Below are 18,540 nucleotides of genomic sequence, written 5' to 3'. Positions count from 1 at the left end.
GTAGTTCAGAACCAGCCATGGGAAACGCACCCTGCACGGAGGACCGGGGAGCACTGCCCCGGGCGAGGGCCTAGGAGCCGCCATGAGCAACGGAGACATCTTCATCGGTGAGGTCATCGGCACCGCGATCCTGATCCTTTTCGGCGCGGGGGTCTGCGCCGCCGTCACCCTGAAACACTCCAAGGCGAAGGCCTCCGGGTGGGTCGTCATCGCGTTCGGCTGGGGCTTCGGCGTGCTGGCCGGCGCCTACACGGCCGCGCCCCTGTCGGGCGGTCAGCTCAACCCCGCGGTCACCATCGGCATCGCGGTCGACACCGGGAAGTGGGACAAGGTCTGGGTCTATCTGCTCGGCCAGATGGTCGGCGCGATGCTCGGCGCCGTCCTCGCCTACCTGGTGTATCTCGCGCAGTTCAACGCCAATGTCGCTTCGGACGAGGAGTCCGCGGAGGACGGTCCGACGCCGACGCTCGGCATCTTCTCCACGATCCCCGAGATCCGGAACATGGTCGCGAACCTGATCACCGAGATCATCGCGACCATCGCACTGGTCCTGCCGATCCTGGCGTTCGGGCTCACCAAGGGGCTCGGCGAGTCCGGCACCCAGGTGCTGATCGTGGCGCTCCTGGTCGTCGGCATCGGTCTCTCGCTCGGCGGGCCGACGGGTTACGCGATCAACCCCGCCCGCGACCTGGGCCCGCGCATCGTGCACCATTTCCTGCCGATCCCCAACAAGGGGACGTCCGACTGGGGTTACGCACTCGTCCCGGTCGCCGGGCCGCTCATCGGCGGCGCGCTGGCGGGGGTCATCTACAACGCCGCGTTCTGATACAGCGCAGCGTTCTGAAGCGCCGGAACACTCTCGTACGTCTTCTTACGAAGGGGTAACCATGCCCGACACTTCCGTGAAGTACGTCGCCGCCATCGATCAGGGCACCACCTCGAGCCGCTGCATCATCTTCAACCAGGACGGCGAGATCGTCGCCGTCGACCAGCGTGAACATCGCCAGATCTTCCCGAAGCCGGGCTGGGTGGAGCACGACGCCACCGAGATCTGGTCGAAGGTCCAGGCCGTTGTCGCGGGGGCGATCGCCAAGGCGGGGCTGCGCGCGGACCAGCTCAGCGCCCTCGGCATCACCAACCAGCGCGAGACGACGGTCCTTTGGGACCGGGCCACCGGCAAGCCCGTGCACAACGCGATCGTGTGGCAGGACACACGGACCTCGACGCTCTGCAACGAGTTGGGCGGCACCGACGGGCAGGACCGTTTCCGCGAGACGACCGGCCTGCCCCTGGCGAGCTACTTCTCCGGGCCCAAGGCGGCCTGGCTGCTCGACAACGTACCGGGCCTGCGGGCCAGGGCCGAGCGCGGGGAGCTCGCCTTCGGCACGATCGACTCGTGGCTGATCTGGAACCTCACCGGCGGCACCGACGGCGGCGTGCACGTCACGGACGTCACGAACGCCGGGCGCACCATGCTGATGAGCCTGGAGACCCTCCAGTGGGACCGGTCCATCCTGGCGGCTATGAATGTCCCGGAGTCGCTGCTCCCGGAGATCCGTTCGTCCGCCGAGGTGTACGGCACGGCCGTCGGACAGCTCGCCGGCGTACCGGTGGCCTCCGCTCTCGGCGACCAGCACGCGGCGATCTTCGGGCAGGCCTGCTACGACGCGGGTACCGCGAAGAACACCTACGGGACGGGCAGCTTCCTGCTGCTCAACACCGGTAACCGGCCGGTGGCTTCGAAGAACGGTCTGCTCACCACCATGGGGTACAAGATCGGCTCCGAGGCGCCCGTGTACTGCCTCGAAGGGTCGATCGCGATCACGGGCGCCCTGGTGCAGTGGTTCCGCGACCAACTCGGCATCATCAAGACCGCCGACGAGATCGAGACACTCGCGGCGAGCGTGGACGACAACGGCGGCGCCTACATCGTGCCCGCTTTCTCGGGCCTGTTCGCGCCCTACTGGCGCTCCGACGCGCGCGGTGTCGTCACCGGCCTCACCAGGTATGTCACCAAGGCGCACCTGGCGCGTGCCGTCCTGGAGGCGACGAGCTGGCAGACCCGTGAGGTCGTCGACGCCATGTACCAGGACTCCGGGGTGCAGATCACGACCCTGAAGGTCGACGGCGGCATGACGAAGAACAACCTGCTGATGCAGCACCAGGCGGATGTCCTCGACGTGCCCGTGGTGCGGCCCAGGGTCTCCGAGACGACGTGCCTGGGCGCCGCGTACGCCGCCGGGCTCGCGACGGGCGTGTGGAACGACCTGGACGAGCTCAAGGCGCACTGGCAGCGCGACGCCGAGTGGACTCCTTCGATGGACGCGGGCGTCCGGGACCGCGAGTACGGCAACTGGCGCAAGGCCGTGGAGAAGAGCTTCGGCTGGCACGACGACGGAGACGGCGCGTAGGCCATGTCCCCGCGCGTGGTGACGTACAGCCATCCACGCGCGCGTACGCGGCGGTTCGGACCCCGGTCGGCGGGGGTGCGGGCCGCCGCTGTACGTGCTCAGGTGGCCGCGGGCTGCCTGTGCTCGGCGGCTTCAGCTGCATGACCGACGACGCCGATCAGCACGTCCTTCACCGACTCCTTGTCGCGCGCGTCGCACAGGAGCACGGGGACGTTCGGGTCGAGGTCGAGCGCCTGGCGGACCGCGTCGGCCGGGTGACGGGCGGCGCCGTCGAAGCAGTTGACGCCGACGATGAACGGTATGGAGCGCCGCTCGAAGTAGTCGACCGCGGCGAAGCAGTCCTCCAGGCGGCGGGTGTCCGCGAGGACGACCGCTCCGAGAGCGCCGGTCGCCAACTCGTCCCACAGGAACCAGAAGCGGTCCTGGCCCGGTGTGCCGAAGAGGTAGAGCACCAGGTCGTCGCGGAGCGTGATGCGGCCGAAGTCCATCGCCACCGTGGTGGTGGCCTTGAGCTCGACGCCCGCGGTGTCGTCCAGGGGGCGGCCCGCCTCCGTGAGGAGTTCCTCCGTGCGCAGCGGCCTGATCTCGCTGACCGCGCCGACCAGGGTCGTCTTGCCCACGCCGAAGCCGCCGGCCACCAGGATCTTGAGCGTCACGGGCTCGACGGGGGCCTTTCGGCGCTCAGAACGCCCGAAGATCATGGCTGTGTCTCTCCTGCCTCGCTGGTGTCGCTGTCTCGGGTACTGCTGCTCGCCTCGGGCGGCCCGTAGCCGCCGCCTCCTGGCGTTTCGACGACGAGTACGTCGCCGGGGGCCACGTCGGCCGTGTCGCTGCCGTCGAGGTGGGTGACGGTGCCGTCCACGCGCTCCACGGAGTTGGCGCCGAGGGCTCCGGGGGCGCCACCCGCCATCCCGTAGGGCGGCACCCTGCGGTGCTGGGTCAGGGTGGAGACGGTCATCGGCTCACGGAAGCGGATGCGCCGCACGGCTCCGTCGCCGCCCGGCCAGCGGCCCGCTCCCCCGCTGCCGCGCCGCACCGCGAACTCCTCCAGGAGGACGGGCAGCCGCCATTCGAGGACCTCGGGGTCGGTGAGCCGGGAGTTGGTCATGTGGGTCTGTACGACGGGCGCCCCGGGGAAGCCGTCCCCGGCGCCGGAGCCGGAGGCCACCGTCTCGTAGTACTGGTGACGCGCGTTCCCGAAGGTGATGTTGTTCATCGTGCCGGAGCCCTCGGCCTGTACGCCCAGGGCTCCGTAGAGGGCTCCGGTGATGGCCTGTGACGTCTCCACGTTGCCCGCGACGACCGCGGCGGGTGGCTGGGGTGAGAGGAAGGACCCGGGTGGCACGACGATGTTCAGGGGGCGCAGGCAGCCGTCGTTGAGCGGGATGTCGTCATCCACGAGCGTCCGGAAGACGTACAGGACGGCGGCGTTGACGACGGCGAACGGGGCGTTGAAGTTCGTCGGCAGCTGGGCGGAGGTGCCGGTGAAGTCGACGGTGGCGCGGCGCTGTGCGCGGTCCACGCTCACGCGCACATGGATGACCGCGCCCGAGTCGGTCTCGTAGCTGAACTCGCCCTCCTCCAGGGCGTCGATGACGCGTCGCACGGATTCCTCGGCGTTGTCCTGTACGTGCTTCATATAGGCGAGCACGACGTCCAGGCCGAAGTTCTCGATCATGCGGGCGACTTCGTCGACGCCCTTCTGGTTGGCCGCGATCTGGGCGCGCAGGTCGGCGAGGTTCGTGCGCGGGTTGCGGGAGGGGTGGGGTGCCTCGGTCAGCAGGTGCAGCGTCTCCTCCTCGCGGAACCGGCCGGCCTCCACGAGCAGCCAGTTGTCGAAGAGCACGCCTTCTTCGTCGATGGTGCGGCTGTTCGCGGGCATGGAGCCGGGGGCGATGCCGCCGATCTCGGCGTGGTGCCCGCGCGAGGCGACGTAGAACAGGATCCGGTCACCGTCCGTGCCGAAGACCGGGGTGATCACGGTGACGTCGGGCAGGTGTGTGCCGCCGTGGTACGGGTCGTTGACGGCGTAGGTGTCGCCGGGCCGCATGGTCGAGCCGCGGCGGCGGATGACCTCCTTGACGCTGGTGCCCATCGAGCCCAAGTGGACGGGGATGTGCGGGGCGTTGGCGACCAGGCTGCCGTCGGGGTCGAAGAGCGCGCAGGAGAAGTCCAGGCGCTCCTTGATGTTGACGGACTGCGAGGTCGATTCGAGGCGGGCGCCCATCTGCTCCGCGATCGACATGAAGAGGTTGTTGAAGACCTCGAGCATGACGGGGTCGGCTTCCTCGTCGATTTCCGTATCGAGATCGGAACTCTCTGTAATCGCCGACCGTTCAAGGATCAGGTGGCCGTCGTCCGCGAGGGCCGCTTGCCATCCGTCGTCGACGACGGTCGTCGAGCCGTCCTCGGCGATGATCGCCGGCCCCTGGACGGTTTCGCCGGGCGGCAGTTGGTCCCGGTGGTGGAGGGGTACGTCGCGCCAGGCTCCGCCTGAATGCAGGCGGACGGTCGCGAAGGCCCGCGGGGCGGTGGAGGGGGATGCGAGGTGAGAGAGATCGGGGGGATCGGTCAGGCCAGTGGCTTCTACGGAGAGTGATTCGACGACGAGCGGTCGGTCCAGGGTGAAGGAGTAGTGAGCGCGATGACGTTCTTCGAAGGCGCGGGTCATGGCGTCGGGTTCGGCGAGCTCCACGGTGAGCGCGGTGTCCGTGCCGTCATAGCGGAGCTGGGCCCTGCGCACGATCCGAATACGCTGCTCCGGTACGTCCTCGGCGCGCAGTTCCTCGCGTGCGGCGCTCTCCAGGTCGTCGGCGGTCTTGAGGATGTGCGGCATCGAGGCGGGGGCGACGCTGGCCTCGACGGACTGTTCCCGCATGGCCGTGGTGTCGGCGAGTCCGATGCCGAGCGCCGAGAGGACGCCCGCCATGGGCGGTACGAGGACCGTCCGGATGCCGAGTTCGGCGGCGACCTTGCACGCGTGCTGGCCTCCGGCGCCACCGAAGGTGGTGAGGGCGTAGCGGGTGACGTCGTGGCCCTTCTGCACGGAGATGCGCTTCACGGCGTTGGCGATGTTCGCCACGGCGACCTGGAGGTAGCCCTCGGCCACCTGCTCCGGCGTGCGCGCGTCACCGGTCTTCTCGCGGATCTCGGTGGCGAGGGCGGCGAAGCGCTCGCGTACGAGACCGTCGTCGAGCGGCTGGTCCCCTTCGGGGCCGAACACATGCGGAAAGTGAGCGGGTTGGACGCGGCCGAGGGCGACGTTGGCGTCGGTGACCGTGAGCGGTCCGCCGCCCCGGTAGCAGGCAGGTCCCGGCACCGCGCCGGCCGAGTCGGGTCCGACCCGGTAGCGGCTGCCGTCGAAGTGCAGCACGGAGCCGCCGCCCGCGGCGACGGTGTGGATGTCGAGCATGGGCGCGCGCAGCCGCACTCCGGCGATCTGCGTGGTGAGGACGCGCTCGTACTCGCCCGCGAAGTGCGAGACGTCCGTGGAGGTGCCGCCCATGTCGAAGCCGATGACGCGGTCGAAGCCCGCGCGACCCGACATCCGGGCCATGCCCACGATGCCGCCCGCCGGCCCGGACAGGATGGCGTCCTTGCCGCGGAACTGGCCGGCCTCCGCGAGTCCGCCGTTGGACTGCATGAACATCAGCCGTACGTCGGGGAGTTGCTCGGCGACCTGGCGCACGTAGCGGCGCAGGACGGGCGACAGGTAGGCGTCGACGACGGCCGTGTCACCTCGTGGCACGACCTTCATGAGCGGGCTGACCTCGCTGGACAGCGAGATCTGCGGGAAGCCGATGCGCCCGGCGAGGGCGCCGATCTCGCGCTCGTGATCGGGGTGGAGGTGGCTGTGCAGGCAGACGACGGCCACGGCGCGGATGCCGTCCTCGTAGGTCCTGCGCAGCGAGGCTTCGAGGGAGTCCAGGTCGAGCGGGGTGACCACCTCGCCCTGGGCGTCCACCCGTTCGTCCACCTCGATGACGCGCTCATGGAGAAGTTCGGGCAGCTCGATGCGGCGGGCGAAGATGTGGGGCCGGTTCTGGTAGGCGATCCGCAGGGCGTCGCGGAAGCCGCGCGTGATGACGAGGGCGGTCGGCTCGCCGCGGCGCTCCAGGAGGGCGTTGGTGGCGACCGTGGTGCCCATGCGGACGGAGTCGACGAGGTCACCGGGGCTGTCGCCGGGCGTCTGTTCCGCGCCCTCGCCGAGGAGTTCACGGATCGCGAAGACGGCCGGGTCGGCGTAGCGCGACGGGTGGTCGGAGAGCAGCTTGTGCGTGAGCAGGCGGCCGTCGGGCCGCCGGGCCACGACATCCGTGAAGGTGCCGCCTCGGTCGATCCAGAACTGCCAGCCTGCCACGCGTGTCTCCCGCCGTCCGCCCCGTTCCTGTGCCCCGCAGGCTCCGCTGTCGGATCAGAGCGCTCTGAGGCCGTCGATCACGTCGCGGAGAATACTCGCGTCGGGCAGCTCCGCAGGTGGAACCGGCCGCGTCACATGGACCAGTTCGTCGTCGACGAGATCCCCGATGAGGACGCGCACCACCCCGATCGGAAGATCGAGCTCCGCGGCCAGTTCGGCCACGGACTGCGGGGCGTCCTGGCAGAGTTCGACGATGTCGACGTGTTCCGGCGACAGCGTCTGGTCCGTCGCCACGTCGCCTTCCTGCTGCTCGGCGACGACGACCGCGATCAGGTCGAGCCGGTGCTGGGCCGCGCTGGTGGTGCGGCCGCGCGTCATGGCGTACGGACGTACGACGGGACCCGCGTCGTCGTCGAACCAGTGGTGCGTCTCCTGACCGTCAGGTCTCATGCCAATCCACTACCCTCCGGCGGGCAGGTCCGTGCGCCGGGCCGTCCCCAGATGCACTCCGACGCGCTTGACGAGCAGGGTCATCTCGTAGGCGACGAGGCCGACGTCGGAGTCCGCGTCGGACAGCACCGCGAGGCAGCTGCCGTCGCCCGCCGCGGTGACGAACAGGAAGGCCTCGTCGAGTTCGACGACCGTCTGCCGGACCCCGCCCGCTTCGAAGTGCCGGCCCACCCCCTTGGCGAGGCTGTGGAATCCGGAGGCCACCGCGGCGAGATGTTCGCTGTCCTCGCGGCTGAGGCCCTCGGAGACACCCGTCGGCAGCCCGTCGCCGGAGAGCACCATCGCCTTGCGGATGCCGGCGACACGCTCGACCAGGTCGTCCAGGAGCCAGTTGAGCTCACCGACAACACCGTTGGTGGTCTGCGCATTGGCCTTCGGCGCGGTCATCGACCGTCCCCCTCAGTTTTCGTTCCTCGTGCTGTACCGTCGGCGCGCTCATCGCCCGCGGTGTTCTCCGCGCGTCCACGCCGCCAGCCGCGTTGGAGCGAGGCCATACGGCTGCGCACCTCGTCGGCGTCCCGGTCGGCGGGCTGTGCGGAAGAAGTGCTGTCTTCGGCCGGTGCCGCGCTGTCGCCGCGCAGGTCCGGGCCGTCCTTCAACTGCGGGGCCAGGTTGGCCTGTCGGACGCGGCGGGGCAGGCCGCCGGACGTGGTGCCCGGCGTGCTTGGCGTGCCGGGCTGTTGGGCGTCCGTTGCGGGCTCGGGGGTCTCGCGCGGGGCCGCGGTCTCCTCCACCGCACGGGTGCGGCGGCGAGGGAGGCCGGTCGGAGAGTCCCGCTCGGCACGCTCACCGTCGCGATTGCTGTCGCCGTTGCCATCGCCGTTGCCCCTGTCGTGCCGCTCGCCGGGTTCGGGCGCGGCGCGGTCGGCCGCGGCGGGCCGGCTGTGGGTCACGGGCCTGCCGTGCGAACTGACGAGCTTGGCCACGCGCCGGCGCGGAAGCGGCAGCGGCCCCTCCGGACCGGCTGTCGGGTCCTGCGCGTCGCGGTCCCCGGAGCGGCGCGGGCCTCCCGTGCGGCGGAAGGCGTCCATGCCGTCGGTCCCGGCGCCGTCGTCCTCGGCCTGCTGGTGCTGTTCACCGGGAGGCCCGGCCACGGTACGGCGGTGGCGGAACAGACCGCCGCGCTCGCTGTCCTCGTCGCCGAGGGCTCCGGGGAACTCGGTCATGTCGGAGGTCGTCAGCGGGGCCTCCAGCTCGACCGGCCCGTGGAGCACGGAGGCCGGCAGGCCGGGCAGCCCGGCGACGGTGCCCGGGTCCGGTCGGGTCGCCGACGGGGACGTGCGGCGCGGCGCGCCCGGCCGGTCGAGACGGAAGCCGGCGCCCTCGGTGTCGGGGGCGTCCGTGAGCAGGGAGTCCGGGATGAAGACGACCGCGGTGGTGCCGCCGTAGGGCGACGGCTGGAGGGAGACGCGGATGTTCTGCCGCTGGGCGAGGCGGCTGACCACGAACAGGCCGAGCCGGTCGGTGTCGGAGAGCTCGAACTCCGGTGTCTCGGCGAGGCGCAGGTTGGCGTCGAGCAGCGCGTCGGACGCCATGCCGAGGCCGCGGTCGTGGATCTCCAGGGTGAAGCCGTTGGCGACGCGCTCACCGACGACCTGTACGGCGGTGTGCGGAGGCGAGAACACCGTGGCGTTCTCCAGGAGTTCGGCCACGAGGTGGGTGAGGTCGGCGACGGCGGGACCGGTCACGGCGATCCTCGGCAGCCGGCGTACCTCGATGCGCTCATAGTCCTCCACCTCGGCGACGGCCGCCCGCACGATGTCCATGAGCTGGACGGGTCTGCGCCACTGCCGGGACGGAGCGGCGCCGGAAAGGATCACCAGGCCCTCCGCGTGACGGCGCATCCGGGTGGTGAGGTGGTCGAGGCGGAAGAGGTCGGCGAGTTCGTCGGTGTCCTCGGTCCTGCGCTCCATGGTGTCGAGCAGGGTCAGCTGCTTGTGCAGCAGGACCTGGCTGCGCCGGGCGAGGTTGACGAACACCTCGGAGACGCCGCGGCGCAGTTCGGACTGCTTGACGGCGGCTTCGACGGCGGATCGCTGCAGGGTGTTGAGCGCCTGGCCGACCTGCCCGATCTCGTCCCTGTCGTATTCGAGACGCGGCGCCTCGGTCTCCACGTCGACCTCGTCCCCCGCGGCGAGGCGGCGCATCACTGCGGGGAGCCGCACACCGGAGGCCTCGTGCGCCTCCAGACGGAGCCGCCGCAGGTCACGGACGAGGCCGCGGCCGATGCGTACGGAGAGGTACAGGGAGACGAGCAGGGCGAGCAGTCCGAGCACTCCGGCGACCCCTGCCCGCACCAGGACGGCGATGGCCTCCGGGCGGGCGCGGTCCTGGTAGCGCTCGGTCGCGGCGGTGTCCTGGTGGACGAGTTCGCCGAGCACCGACTGCGAGGCCTTGTCCCAGCTGCGCGCGGTGACGCCCTTCGGTGTGCCGGGGGAGCCGTTCACGACCGCTTCCTCCGCGGTGCGTAGCGGGTTGGTGTCCGGGCTCCTCCAGTACCGCTGATAGCGGGAGCGCTCGGAGTCGGGCAGGAGCGCGAGATTGCTCTCGTAGAGGAGGGAACGCTGGGCGACGAGGTCGGAGACCTGCCGCAGTTCCTGCTGGGTGAACCGGCGGGCGACGAGTCCCGAGCCGACCAGGGCGTCCTCCTGGGACAGGAGTTCGCGTGCCTTGAGTACGCCGACGAGGGCGCGCGCCTGGCGTTCCACCTTCGCGTCGTCGAGGGCCGTGAGGTCGAGCAGGAAGTCGTACGTCGGCGCGATGAGGCGGTTGTAGAACTCGAGGGCCTGGGCGCGGGTCACGGTGCCTTCGTCGACGTTCCGACGAAGCGAGGCGATGTCGTCGAGGCTCTCGACGGCGGTGTCGAGAGAGACCCGGGCGTCGCCGTCCAGGTCGTCGCGGACGTCGCCGTCGCGCACCTTTTCCTTGATCCGGGTGATCGACTCGTCGGCCGTGGTCCGCTTGGCCCGCAGCGCCGACTGGGCGTCGGAGGCGCGGGGGTCGGCGAGATAGACGAGCGTCTGGCGGCGCTCCGCCTGAAGGGAGCGGCTCGTGGCGACCAGCGGGTAGGCGACCGAGTCGATCGCCTGGCCCGCGGAGATCAGCTGGACGGCGGCGCGGCCCGTGATCACCGTGGCGAAGGCCCAGATGGCCGTCAGGGACAGCAACGGCACCAGCAACAACGCCACGATCTTCCGGCGGATGGACTTCCCGCGAAAGCGCATGGCCTCCCCCAGATCGACCCCTCTGCCTTCAGGGGCACACATGTGCGTCAACAAACGGCGCGAGCCTACTACTGAGACAGGAGCAACTCGAAGGCCTGTCCGGATGATGTCCGAGTGAACGGTGGTGCTGAGATCATGAGTTGTCCGTCATTGCGGGAGATTCCCTCCGTCCGAGACCCGCACCGAACGGGATCTCAACCGGCCCGTACTGTCGAAGAGTTGGCCGGAATCCTGCGCAGCGCACCCCCGGAACAGGCGAGTTCCCCGAAGCGGGAATCTTCCGGGCCCACCGTTCGTCTTCATCAAGGGAGGGCGAGTCGACGGCGTAAAGCACGGCAATTCGGGCAGTCACTGTGCAGTGCCGGTGCGGGGGCATCGGCTTGAGGGCCGTTGAGGGCCCACGAGCGGTGGGGAGTGACGTGGCGATGGGCACGGCGGAGCGAAATGGGCTGTGGGTCGAGGAGCCGGCGCGTCGGCGCCGGATGCCCGATCCCGTACGGACGTCCGCGGTGCGGGCCGTCCTCATAGTCGCGCTCACCCTGATCCAGGCCATGATCGCCGTGTTCTCCACGTTGACCGACTCCTGGCTGGCCTTCCCCATGGTGATCAGCAGCGTGGCGAGCACCGTGGTGGCGACATGGGGCGTTCTCGACGTCTGGGTGACGCGTCAGGTGTGGAACCAGCGGCACGGCGTCGTCTCGGTCCCGGCCAGCACGGCCCGGCAGTTGCGCAAGGAGCGCCGCCAGGCCCGCCGTGCCGCGAGGTCACGGCGCGGCGTCGCGCGGCCCGACTCGGTCAACATACGCAGGCGCGGCGGGGCCGGGCAGCTGACCCACTCCTGAGCCGCCCCCGCCGCGCGGTCAGGCATCAGCTTTCGACGGGCCGCTTGTACATCCGCGTGGCCGTGATCTCCCCGTGCACCGTCTCGCCCTCGGGGTCCTGCTGCGGCAGGCCAGGACGCAGGTGCTCCTCCACGCTGATGTACTTCAGGCCGGCCCGGAGGTCCGCGTCATTGCGCATCCGGATCACGAGGGGGAACTCGGCGAGCGCCGTCGTGTCGAACAGGCCGGTGGTGTAGAGGAGTTGCACACCGAGCGCGTCGGACACCGCACGCTGCAGTTCGAGCAGGTACGTCGCGTTGGCGCGGCCGATCGGGTTGTCGAGGAACAGCGTGCCCGCGTGGCGGTGCTTGTCGCGGCCCCGGTCGTTGGAGCGCAGCGCGGCCATCGTGCAGTACAGGGCGATGGCCGCGGTGAGCAGCTGACCGCCGGAGAACACGTCGCCCATCTGTCCGACGGGGACGCGCTCGGCGCGCAGCACCGCGTCCGGCTTAAGGATCTCCACGGCGATGCCCTTGGGCTCGAGTGCCGCGCTGACACCGCGCAGCAGCAGGGACATGCCGTCGCGGCGCAGGTCGGAGTTCTTCTTCACGGCCGCGCTGGTCGCGTCGTCGATGACCTCGCCGAGTCGCTCGGTCAGCGTGGCCTGGTCGGGCTCCTCGAAGCGGATCCGCAGGAACTCCTGCCCGGACCACTCGCCGAGCCCCTCGGGCAGCCGGGACAGGCGCTGTGCGGAGCGGAGGGTGGCGAGCGAGGACTCCACGAGGCCGCGCAGCCGGTCCACGATCGAGTCGCGGTTGCGCTCCAGCTGGGCCAGCTCGTCGGTGAGGACGCGCAGCCGGGGGGCGAACGCGTCGGCCCACTTCTGCGCGTGCTCGGGCAGGGCGGACGCGGGCAGTTCGCGGATCTGCTGGCGGGCGGGCGTGCGCACCTGCTCGTACCGCGTCGAGTTCGCGTGCCGTACGAGGATGTCGCTCGCCTCGCGGACCGCCGCCTCGGCCGCGGACAGGTCGGCGGCGCAGCCGCGCAGCGAGCGCCGGGTCTCGGCCGCCGTCTGGCGGGCCTCCTCCAGGGCACCCGGGAAGGGCTCGTGCTCGTCCTGCTCCTCCGCCGGGTCCGCGTGGTCGCGCAGCAGGTCGCGCAGGAGCGCCGCGGTCTCGTCGAAGCCGCCGGCCCCGTCCTCCGCGGCACGGTGCGCGTCGAGCAGCTCGGCGTGGGCGGCGCGGGCGGTGCTCAACGCGTCGGTGCGGACGGCGAGTTCGGTGGTGGCCGTGCGCAGCAGGGTCTGCGCGTGCTCGGTGTCGGACGGGACGAGGTCCTCGGGCAGCTCCGTGTGCGCGTCTCCGTCCTCGGGCGCGTGCCGCTCGGCCTCGCCGCGCAGTCGGCCGAGCTGCTCGCTCGCGGTGGAGGCGCGGGTCTCCAGCAGCTGGACGAGTTCCTCGGCGCGGGCGGCGGCGGCCTGCCGGGAGGGCCCGTCGGCGCCTTCGGAGGTTTCGAGCAGGGTGGCGGCGCGGGTGCGGACCTTGTTGCTGAGCCGGTCCAGCTCGGCGAGCGCCGCGGACTCGTCGGACTCGGCGCGGGCCTGCTCGGCCCGCAGGTCGGCGCCGACGCCCACCTTCTCGTAGACCTGGGACGCGGCCCGGTACGCCTCGCGCAGCGCGGGCAGCGACGCCTGCGGTGCCGTCCCCTCCGGTACGTCGTCGGGGGCGCCGGCGATCTCGGCGCGCTCGGCCCGCAGGGTGCGGGCAGTGCGGCGGGCGTCGTCGGCGGAGCGCTGGGCGGCGCGGCGGTCCTCGTCGGCGGAACGCGCGTGCTCCAGGCAGGACTGGGCGCGGGCCTCCGACTCGACGGCCTCGTCGGCGAGTTCGCGGACCTTCGCCTGCCAGCCGGCGCGCTCGCGCAGGCGGAACGCGAGTCCGGCGAGCGCGTCGGCGGCGCGGCGCGCCTTCTGCGCCGCCTCCTGGCGCTCGTCGCGCACGCGGGTCGCCTCTGCGGCGGACTCGTCGGCCTCGGCGCGCAGGGTGCGGGCCTCCGCGAGTTCGGCCTCGGACTCCTCGGCGAACGTACGGGCTTCGTGGGCCGCGGCGGCGAGTTCGGCGAGGCGGCCCGTGGGGCAGCCGGAGCGCCAGGAGGTGAGGCGCGCCGCCAGTTCGCGGTCCTTGGCGAGGCGCCCGGCGAGCGTGCGGATGTCCTCGTCGCGCCCGGCCGCGCGCTCGCGCAGCGCCTGCCGCTCCTCGTCGGCGGCGTGCTCGTCGTGCATGGCCGGGTTCGGCGGGACGAGGAAGACGGCCGCGCCTTCGGTGGAGGACGCGTTCTCTGCCGGGGTGGGCGCCAGCAGTGCGGCGGCGGTACCGACGGCGACGGCGGAGCGGGGCAGCAGGGCCGCACCGGCGAGCGCCTCCCGGGCCCGTTCGTGAGCCGCCGGGTCGGTGATCACGACGCCATCGACCAGCTCGGGCCGGGCGGCGAGCACGCGCGCGTGGTCGACCGGATCCACGGACTGGGCGAGGTAGCGCCAGCCCGGCAGCGCCGGGATGCCGTGCTCACCGAGGAACTCGACGGTGGCCAGCACGTCCGGGCCCGGCGGGAGCAGGCCGCCGTCGCCCAGGGCGCCCAGGATCCGGGAGTCGTCGGCGGCGGCCGTGCGGAGCTCGAAGAGCTGCCGCTCGGCGGCGGTCACGGTGTCGTCGAGCAACGCCTTCAGGTCGTCGGCGGCGCGGTCCAGGTCCTCGGCGGTGAGGGAGCCCCCGGCGGTTCCGTCGGCGAGGCCCCCGCCGGCGGCGGACGCGTCCTGGGCGCCCTCACCGGATTCGGAGGACTCGAACTGCCCGCCCACGCCCAGCAGTTCGGCCAGCCGCTCCTCCCCCGCGAGGGCGGCGGCGGCCCGCTCCTCCGCCTGGTGGGCCTGCTCCGCGGCGCTCGCGGCGTCGGCGGCGCGGGCCGCGGTCAGCTCGGCGCGCGCCTCGGTGGCAGCGGCCTCGCGCGCGTGCTCGGAGGCCCGGCGGGCGGCCTCGCGCGCGGTGTCCCACGCGGCGACGGTGGTCTTCTCCGCGTCGGCCGCGGCGAGCGCGGCGCGCGCCGGGTCGGCGTCGGGTGCGCTGTCGTCGAGCCACCCGGCGCGCACGGCCTCGGTGGTCTCCTGCTCGACCTCGGTCAACCGCTGGCGCAGGTGCCCGAGTTCACTGCGGGCGCGCTGGGCCTCGGTGGCGGCGGCCGTGGCGTCGCGGTGCGCGGTCTCGCCCGCCTCCTGGAGGACGGCGGAGCGCTCCTCCTCCTCGTTCGCGTGCGTTTCGGACTGCTCGGCGGCGCTGTGCAGCGCCCGGACGAGTTCGGACGCGGCCTTGGCGCGGGCCGCGAGCGCGGGGGCGGCGTCGCGCTCGGCCTCGCGGATGGCGACGGCCACGCGCGCGGAGCGGTCCGCGGCGGCGCGGTGGCGCAGGACGGCCTCGGCGGCCTGCCAGGCGGAGTGGAGATTGCGCGCGTCGGCCAGCTCGCGCTTCTGCGCGGCGGCGGCCTTCTCCGCTCCGGCGAGCGCCAAGGAGGCGTGCCGGTAGGCGAGTTCGGCGGCGATCAGGGAGCTGCGCTCGCGCGCCGACTCCGCCTCGGTGACGGTGTGCGCGGCGGCGGTGACCTGCTGGGCCAGCTCCCCGGTGCGGCCGCGCTCGACGGCGGCGCGGGCGGACAGGCGGCGGGCGAGCGTGCGCGTACGGCGCTCGCTCGCGGTGTGGATGTCCCGCGCGCGTGCCCGCGTGTCCGCGCCCTCCACGATGCGGGTGAGCAGGTCGACGGAGCCCGCGGTGAAGTCGCGCTCGGCGATCAGCTCGGAGCGCCGGCCCAGCTTGTTCCCGAACCCGCTCACCAGGTCGGCGAGGCCGTCCGTGTCCCGCGTGTCGGTCACGGCGCGCAGCAGCAGGTCGGTGAAGTCGGAGTCCTTCTTGACGGCGAAGAGGCCCGCGGCCTCGCCCTCGTCCGCGTTCATCTCCCGCTGGTAGCGGAAGAGTTCGGGGTCGAGGCCCAGGTCACCGAGGTGCTCGTTCCACCGGTCGTGGATCTCCTCCCAGTGCACCTCCAGGTGCGGGTACGCCTTGCCCGCCTCCGTCAGCGCGTCACGGAAGCCCTTCATGGTGCGGCGCCGCCCCTGCGCGCCCGAGGCGCCCTCGGCGACGGGACGTACGGCGCTGGACTCGGCGACCGGCAGCGAGTCGAGGCTCAGACCGGGGCCCGGCCGGAACGAGTACCAGGCCTCGGCGAACTTCCGCGGGTCGTTGGAGACCTGCCGCCCGCGCCACTCGCTCACCTTGCCGACGACGACGCACTCGCCGGTCAGCGTGTGCTGCCACTCCAGGGCGACGTGTCCGCAGTCGTCGGCGAGGAGGAATTTGCGCAGCACGCCGGAGCTAGCGCCGCCCAGTGTGTTCCGGTGGCCGGGCAGCATGACCGAGAAGATCAGCTTGAGCAGGACCGACTTGCCGCCGCCGTTCTCCAGGAAGAGCACTCCGGCCGGCGCGGGGCGGCGCGGCGGGCCGACGGGCTCGTCCTCGAAGAACTCCGCCTGGGTGGGTGCGGGGTCGGGCACGGGCTCGCCGACGCCCCGCAGGTCAAGCACGGTGTCGGCGTAGCGTGCACCGGCGGGCCCGATGGAGTAGAGGCGAACCCGGGACAGCTCGTACATGGCGGACTCTCGTGGTAGGTACGGAAGTTCAAGAAGGTCAGGAGTGGAACGGCAGGCCCGCGTCGGCGGCGAGCCCGGTCGCGTCCTCGTCCATCGGCGGCACCAGGCTCGCGGACCCGTCGGTCACGGGGACGACCCCGAGTTCGAGGAGTTCGGCCATGGCGGCCGTGCCGGCCATGTCGCGGACCTGGAGCTGGTAGCGGGCGGTGGTGCGGTACGTGCCGCCCGAGTCGTCGCCGGTTCTCTGCAGGAAGCCGGAGTCGGTGAGGAACGCGACGGCCTTGCCGACGATGCCGGTCGTCGAACTGGCGAGGCGGCGGGTGTCCTTGGTGGCTCCCGTGGAGCTGCGGCGCGCCCAGATCCGCCAGGCGGCTTCGAGCCCGGGGGCCTCGGTCGCCGGGTCGGTGTTCTCGCCGGTCTCCTCGGCCCGCTCCTCCAGCTTGCGGCAGGCCTGCCGGACGAAGGCGTCCACCCCGTTGACACTCACGCGGCCGATGTAGCCGTCGTCGGCGAGGTCCTCGGGGCGCGGGAAGGCGAGCGCGGCGACCGCGAGGTGAGCGAGGCCGTGCAGGAAGCGGTCGGTGGAATCGGCGGTCGTCCGGCGCGCGTAGTCGCCCATGCGGACCGCGAACACGGAGTCCTCGGCCGCGGTCACGGCCATCCCCGCGCGCGGGGACACCTCCAGGACGACGAGACCGAGTCCGCTCGCCACGGCGTCGGCGAGCCGAGCGAAGGCCGGGTCCTCGCGATAGCGGCGCAGCAGCTCGCCGTACTCCTGGTCGCGGGAGGGCTGCAGCTTCGGCTGGAGGCCGAAGGAGACGAGCCGCGCCGCGTCGGCGGCGTCGGCCGGGGTGACGGGCGCCTGGGCCCTGGCCGAGCCCGAAGCGTCGGGCTCGCCCCGCTCGGCGTGCTCTTCGGCGTACTCGGTCACGGGTGGTGCTCCTTCATGGGTTCTGCGTGTGCTGCGTGCTCTACGGGGCCGTGGGGCGGCGTCATGCGGCCTCCGTCCGGTCCGTGGCCATCCCGGCCGCGTCGAGCAGGGCCGTGCCCACGATGAGGTCGGCGCCGCCGAACTCCGGGTCGTCGAGTTCGGTGCCGTCGTCCACGGCGAACAGCAGCTTCTCCTCGCCCTGGCGGTAGGCGGTGCCGACCGGCGGGCTCGCCGCGTGAACCGCCAACAGGGCGACCAGGTAGGGCAGTTCGGAGTCGCGCTTGCGCGCGTCGGCGAGCAGCCCGGACAGTCGGCGCGGCGCGTCCGACGGCAGGTCGAGGAGTTCCATGGCGCCCGCGAGCTGCTCCTCGCTGAACCGGCTGTCGTCCGGCGTGGCGATGAGGTCCGGCTCGGGCATCTCCGCGCCGAGGTGCTCGCGCTCCATGGGGGGCGTGAGCAGTATGTCGACCAGGTCGCCGACGCGGACGGACACGGGCGTACGCAGCCCGGTGCCGCGCGCGAAGAAGGCGTCAGTCGCCTTGGTCGCGCTCTCCACCGGCAGCGGCAGCAGCGGCGCGAGGAGCTGCCCGTACAGATCGAGGCCCGCGCGCGCGGAGGGCGCCGTGAAGGCCTGCCGGTCCTGCTCGGCGCGGAACAGCGGTCCGGCCTCCAGGAGGCGCGACTGCAGCTGCGTGTGCCGGCGGATGCAGTCCTTGACGATGTCGACGAGCTCGGCGGCGCGGCGCTTGTGCTCCTGGTCCTCCGACTCGTCGCGGGCCTTACGGATGTTCGTCAGGATCGCGTTCTCGTGCCGGTAGCGGTCCGCGACGTGGTCGAGCGCCTCGGCGATCATGTCGGGCACGGCCCGCAGCCAGTCGACGGCGCGCACATTGCGCCGCGTCGCGTCCAGTGCCTTGCGGAGCGTCTCCGAGTACTGCACGGTCCGGTACCTGGCCTGCTCGGCGGCGAGCTGCGCGTCCGCGAGCCGGCCGCGGCTGATCAGCACCTCCAGCTTGACCTCGGCGGCGATCTGCGCGCTGGTGACGTCCGTGTCGAGGGCGCCGACCAGGACGTTCACCGCCTCGTCCGTCGTGCGGAGGTAGACGCTGCCCCCGTAGCCGGGGACCTCCTCGATCAGCTTGAAGTCGTAATCACGCCGTACGTAGGAGCCGTCCGGCGCGAACGTGCCGTACACGGCGCGGAAGCCGCGGTCCACGCTGCCGACGTTGATCAGGTTCTCCAGGACCCAGCGGGCCACCCGCTCGTGCTCGGCGGAGGGCCGCTGCGGGGCCTGGGCCGCGATGCGGGGAACGAGCCTGGCCACTATCTGCTCGTGGTCGGCGCCCGTGTCGAAGTCCATGTTCAGTGTGACGAGGTCGATGGCCGACAGGGCCACCTCCGCCATCCCGTACGTCGAGTACTCGCCTGCGAGATTGGCCTTGCGCACGTCCAGGTCGTGCAGCGGCGCGGTGCACGCGAGCGCGCGAAGACGGCGCGCGAGCCCTTCGTCGGCGGCCGGGCCCGGTGCGGGGCGCGGCCCCGCGCTGAGCTGGGGCGGAACGGATTCCGTGCTGGCAGGCGAAGTCACGGAGC

General features: G+C 72.1%; 10 protein-coding genes and 1 pseudogene. 3 read left to right on the top strand and 8 right to left on the bottom strand.

What is annotated here, in order from left to right; genetic code table 11:
• Positions 1–82 precede the first annotated feature (82 nt).
• Entirely contained in the window at positions 83–826 is a 744-nt protein-coding gene (locus tag ACP4E5_RS36540) for an MIP/aquaporin family protein (protein ID WP_425836394.1), read from the top strand.
• A gap of 61 nt (positions 827–887) precedes the next feature.
• Positions 888–2,411, top strand: coding sequence for a glycerol kinase GlpK (glpK, locus tag ACP4E5_RS36535; RefSeq protein WP_425836392.1), 1,524 nt, complete (start codon positions 888–890; stop codon positions 2,409–2,411).
• Between the two features lie 98 nt (positions 2,412–2,509).
• On the opposite strand, the gene ACP4E5_RS36530 is transcribed toward glpK, so the two are convergent.
• The 5 genes and pseudogenes from ACP4E5_RS36530 to ACP4E5_RS36510 form a co-directional block, all read right to left on the bottom strand.
• A complete protein-coding gene (locus ACP4E5_RS36530; protein WP_425836389.1) occupies positions 2,510–3,112 on the bottom strand; it encodes a GTP-binding protein in 603 nt (200 codons plus the stop codon).
• Positions 3,093–6,771, bottom strand: a pseudogene (locus tag ACP4E5_RS36525) (hydantoinase B/oxoprolinase family protein). Before ACP4E5_RS36525 ends, ACP4E5_RS36530 begins: the two are co-directional and overlap by 20 nt.
• Before the next feature lie 54 nt (positions 6,772–6,825).
• The gene (locus ACP4E5_RS36520; RefSeq protein ID WP_425836386.1) at positions 6,826–7,221 is read right to left on the bottom strand and encodes a DUF742 domain-containing protein; all 396 of its coding nucleotides are present in this window, start codon (positions 7,219–7,221) and stop codon (positions 6,826–6,828) included.
• 9 nt (positions 7,222–7,230) lie between these two features.
• Positions 7,231–7,668, bottom strand: coding sequence for a roadblock/LC7 domain-containing protein (locus ACP4E5_RS36515; protein ID WP_425836383.1), 438 nt, complete (start codon positions 7,666–7,668; stop codon positions 7,231–7,233).
• A complete protein-coding gene (locus tag ACP4E5_RS36510) occupies positions 7,665–10,505 on the bottom strand; it encodes a nitrate- and nitrite sensing domain-containing protein (RefSeq protein WP_425836380.1) in 2,841 nt (946 codons plus the stop codon). The genes ACP4E5_RS36515 and ACP4E5_RS36510 overlap by 4 nt, the downstream gene beginning before the upstream one ends.
• 407 nt (positions 10,506–10,912) lie before the next feature.
• On the opposite strand from ACP4E5_RS36510, the gene ACP4E5_RS36505 reads away from it, so the two are divergent.
• Positions 10,913–11,347 (top strand): hypothetical protein, encoded by a 435-nt coding sequence (locus tag ACP4E5_RS36505; RefSeq protein WP_425836378.1) that lies wholly within the window; start codon positions 10,913–10,915, stop codon positions 11,345–11,347.
• A 25-nt stretch (positions 11,348–11,372) separates the two neighbouring features.
• Here the strand turns inward: ACP4E5_RS36505 and ACP4E5_RS36500 are convergent, their stop codons facing one another.
• The 3 genes from ACP4E5_RS36500 to ACP4E5_RS36490 all read right to left on the bottom strand — a co-directional run bounded on the left by ACP4E5_RS36500 (position 11,373) and on the right by ACP4E5_RS36490 (position 18,535).
• The gene (locus ACP4E5_RS36500; RefSeq protein ID WP_425836375.1) at positions 11,373–16,016 is read right to left on the bottom strand and encodes a coiled-coil domain-containing protein; all 4,644 of its coding nucleotides are present in this window, start codon (positions 16,014–16,016) and stop codon (positions 11,373–11,375) included.
• A 37-nt stretch (positions 16,017–16,053) separates the two neighbouring features.
• A complete protein-coding gene (locus ACP4E5_RS36495; protein WP_425836372.1) occupies positions 16,054–16,947 on the bottom strand; it encodes a hypothetical protein in 894 nt (297 codons plus the stop codon).
• A 61-nt stretch (positions 16,948–17,008) separates the two neighbouring features.
• Entirely contained in the window at positions 17,009–18,535 is a 1,527-nt protein-coding gene (locus ACP4E5_RS36490) for a hypothetical protein (protein WP_425836369.1), read from the bottom strand.
• Positions 18,536–18,540: the final 5 nt, after the last annotated feature.

The sequence above is a fragment of the Streptomyces fractus genome, from assembly GCF_049844455.1.
Classification (GTDB): domain Bacteria; phylum Actinomycetota; class Actinomycetes; order Streptomycetales; family Streptomycetaceae; genus Streptomyces; species Streptomyces fractus.
Note: the sequence above shows the minus strand (reverse complement) of the source record. Positions and strands in the feature narration are given on the sequence as shown.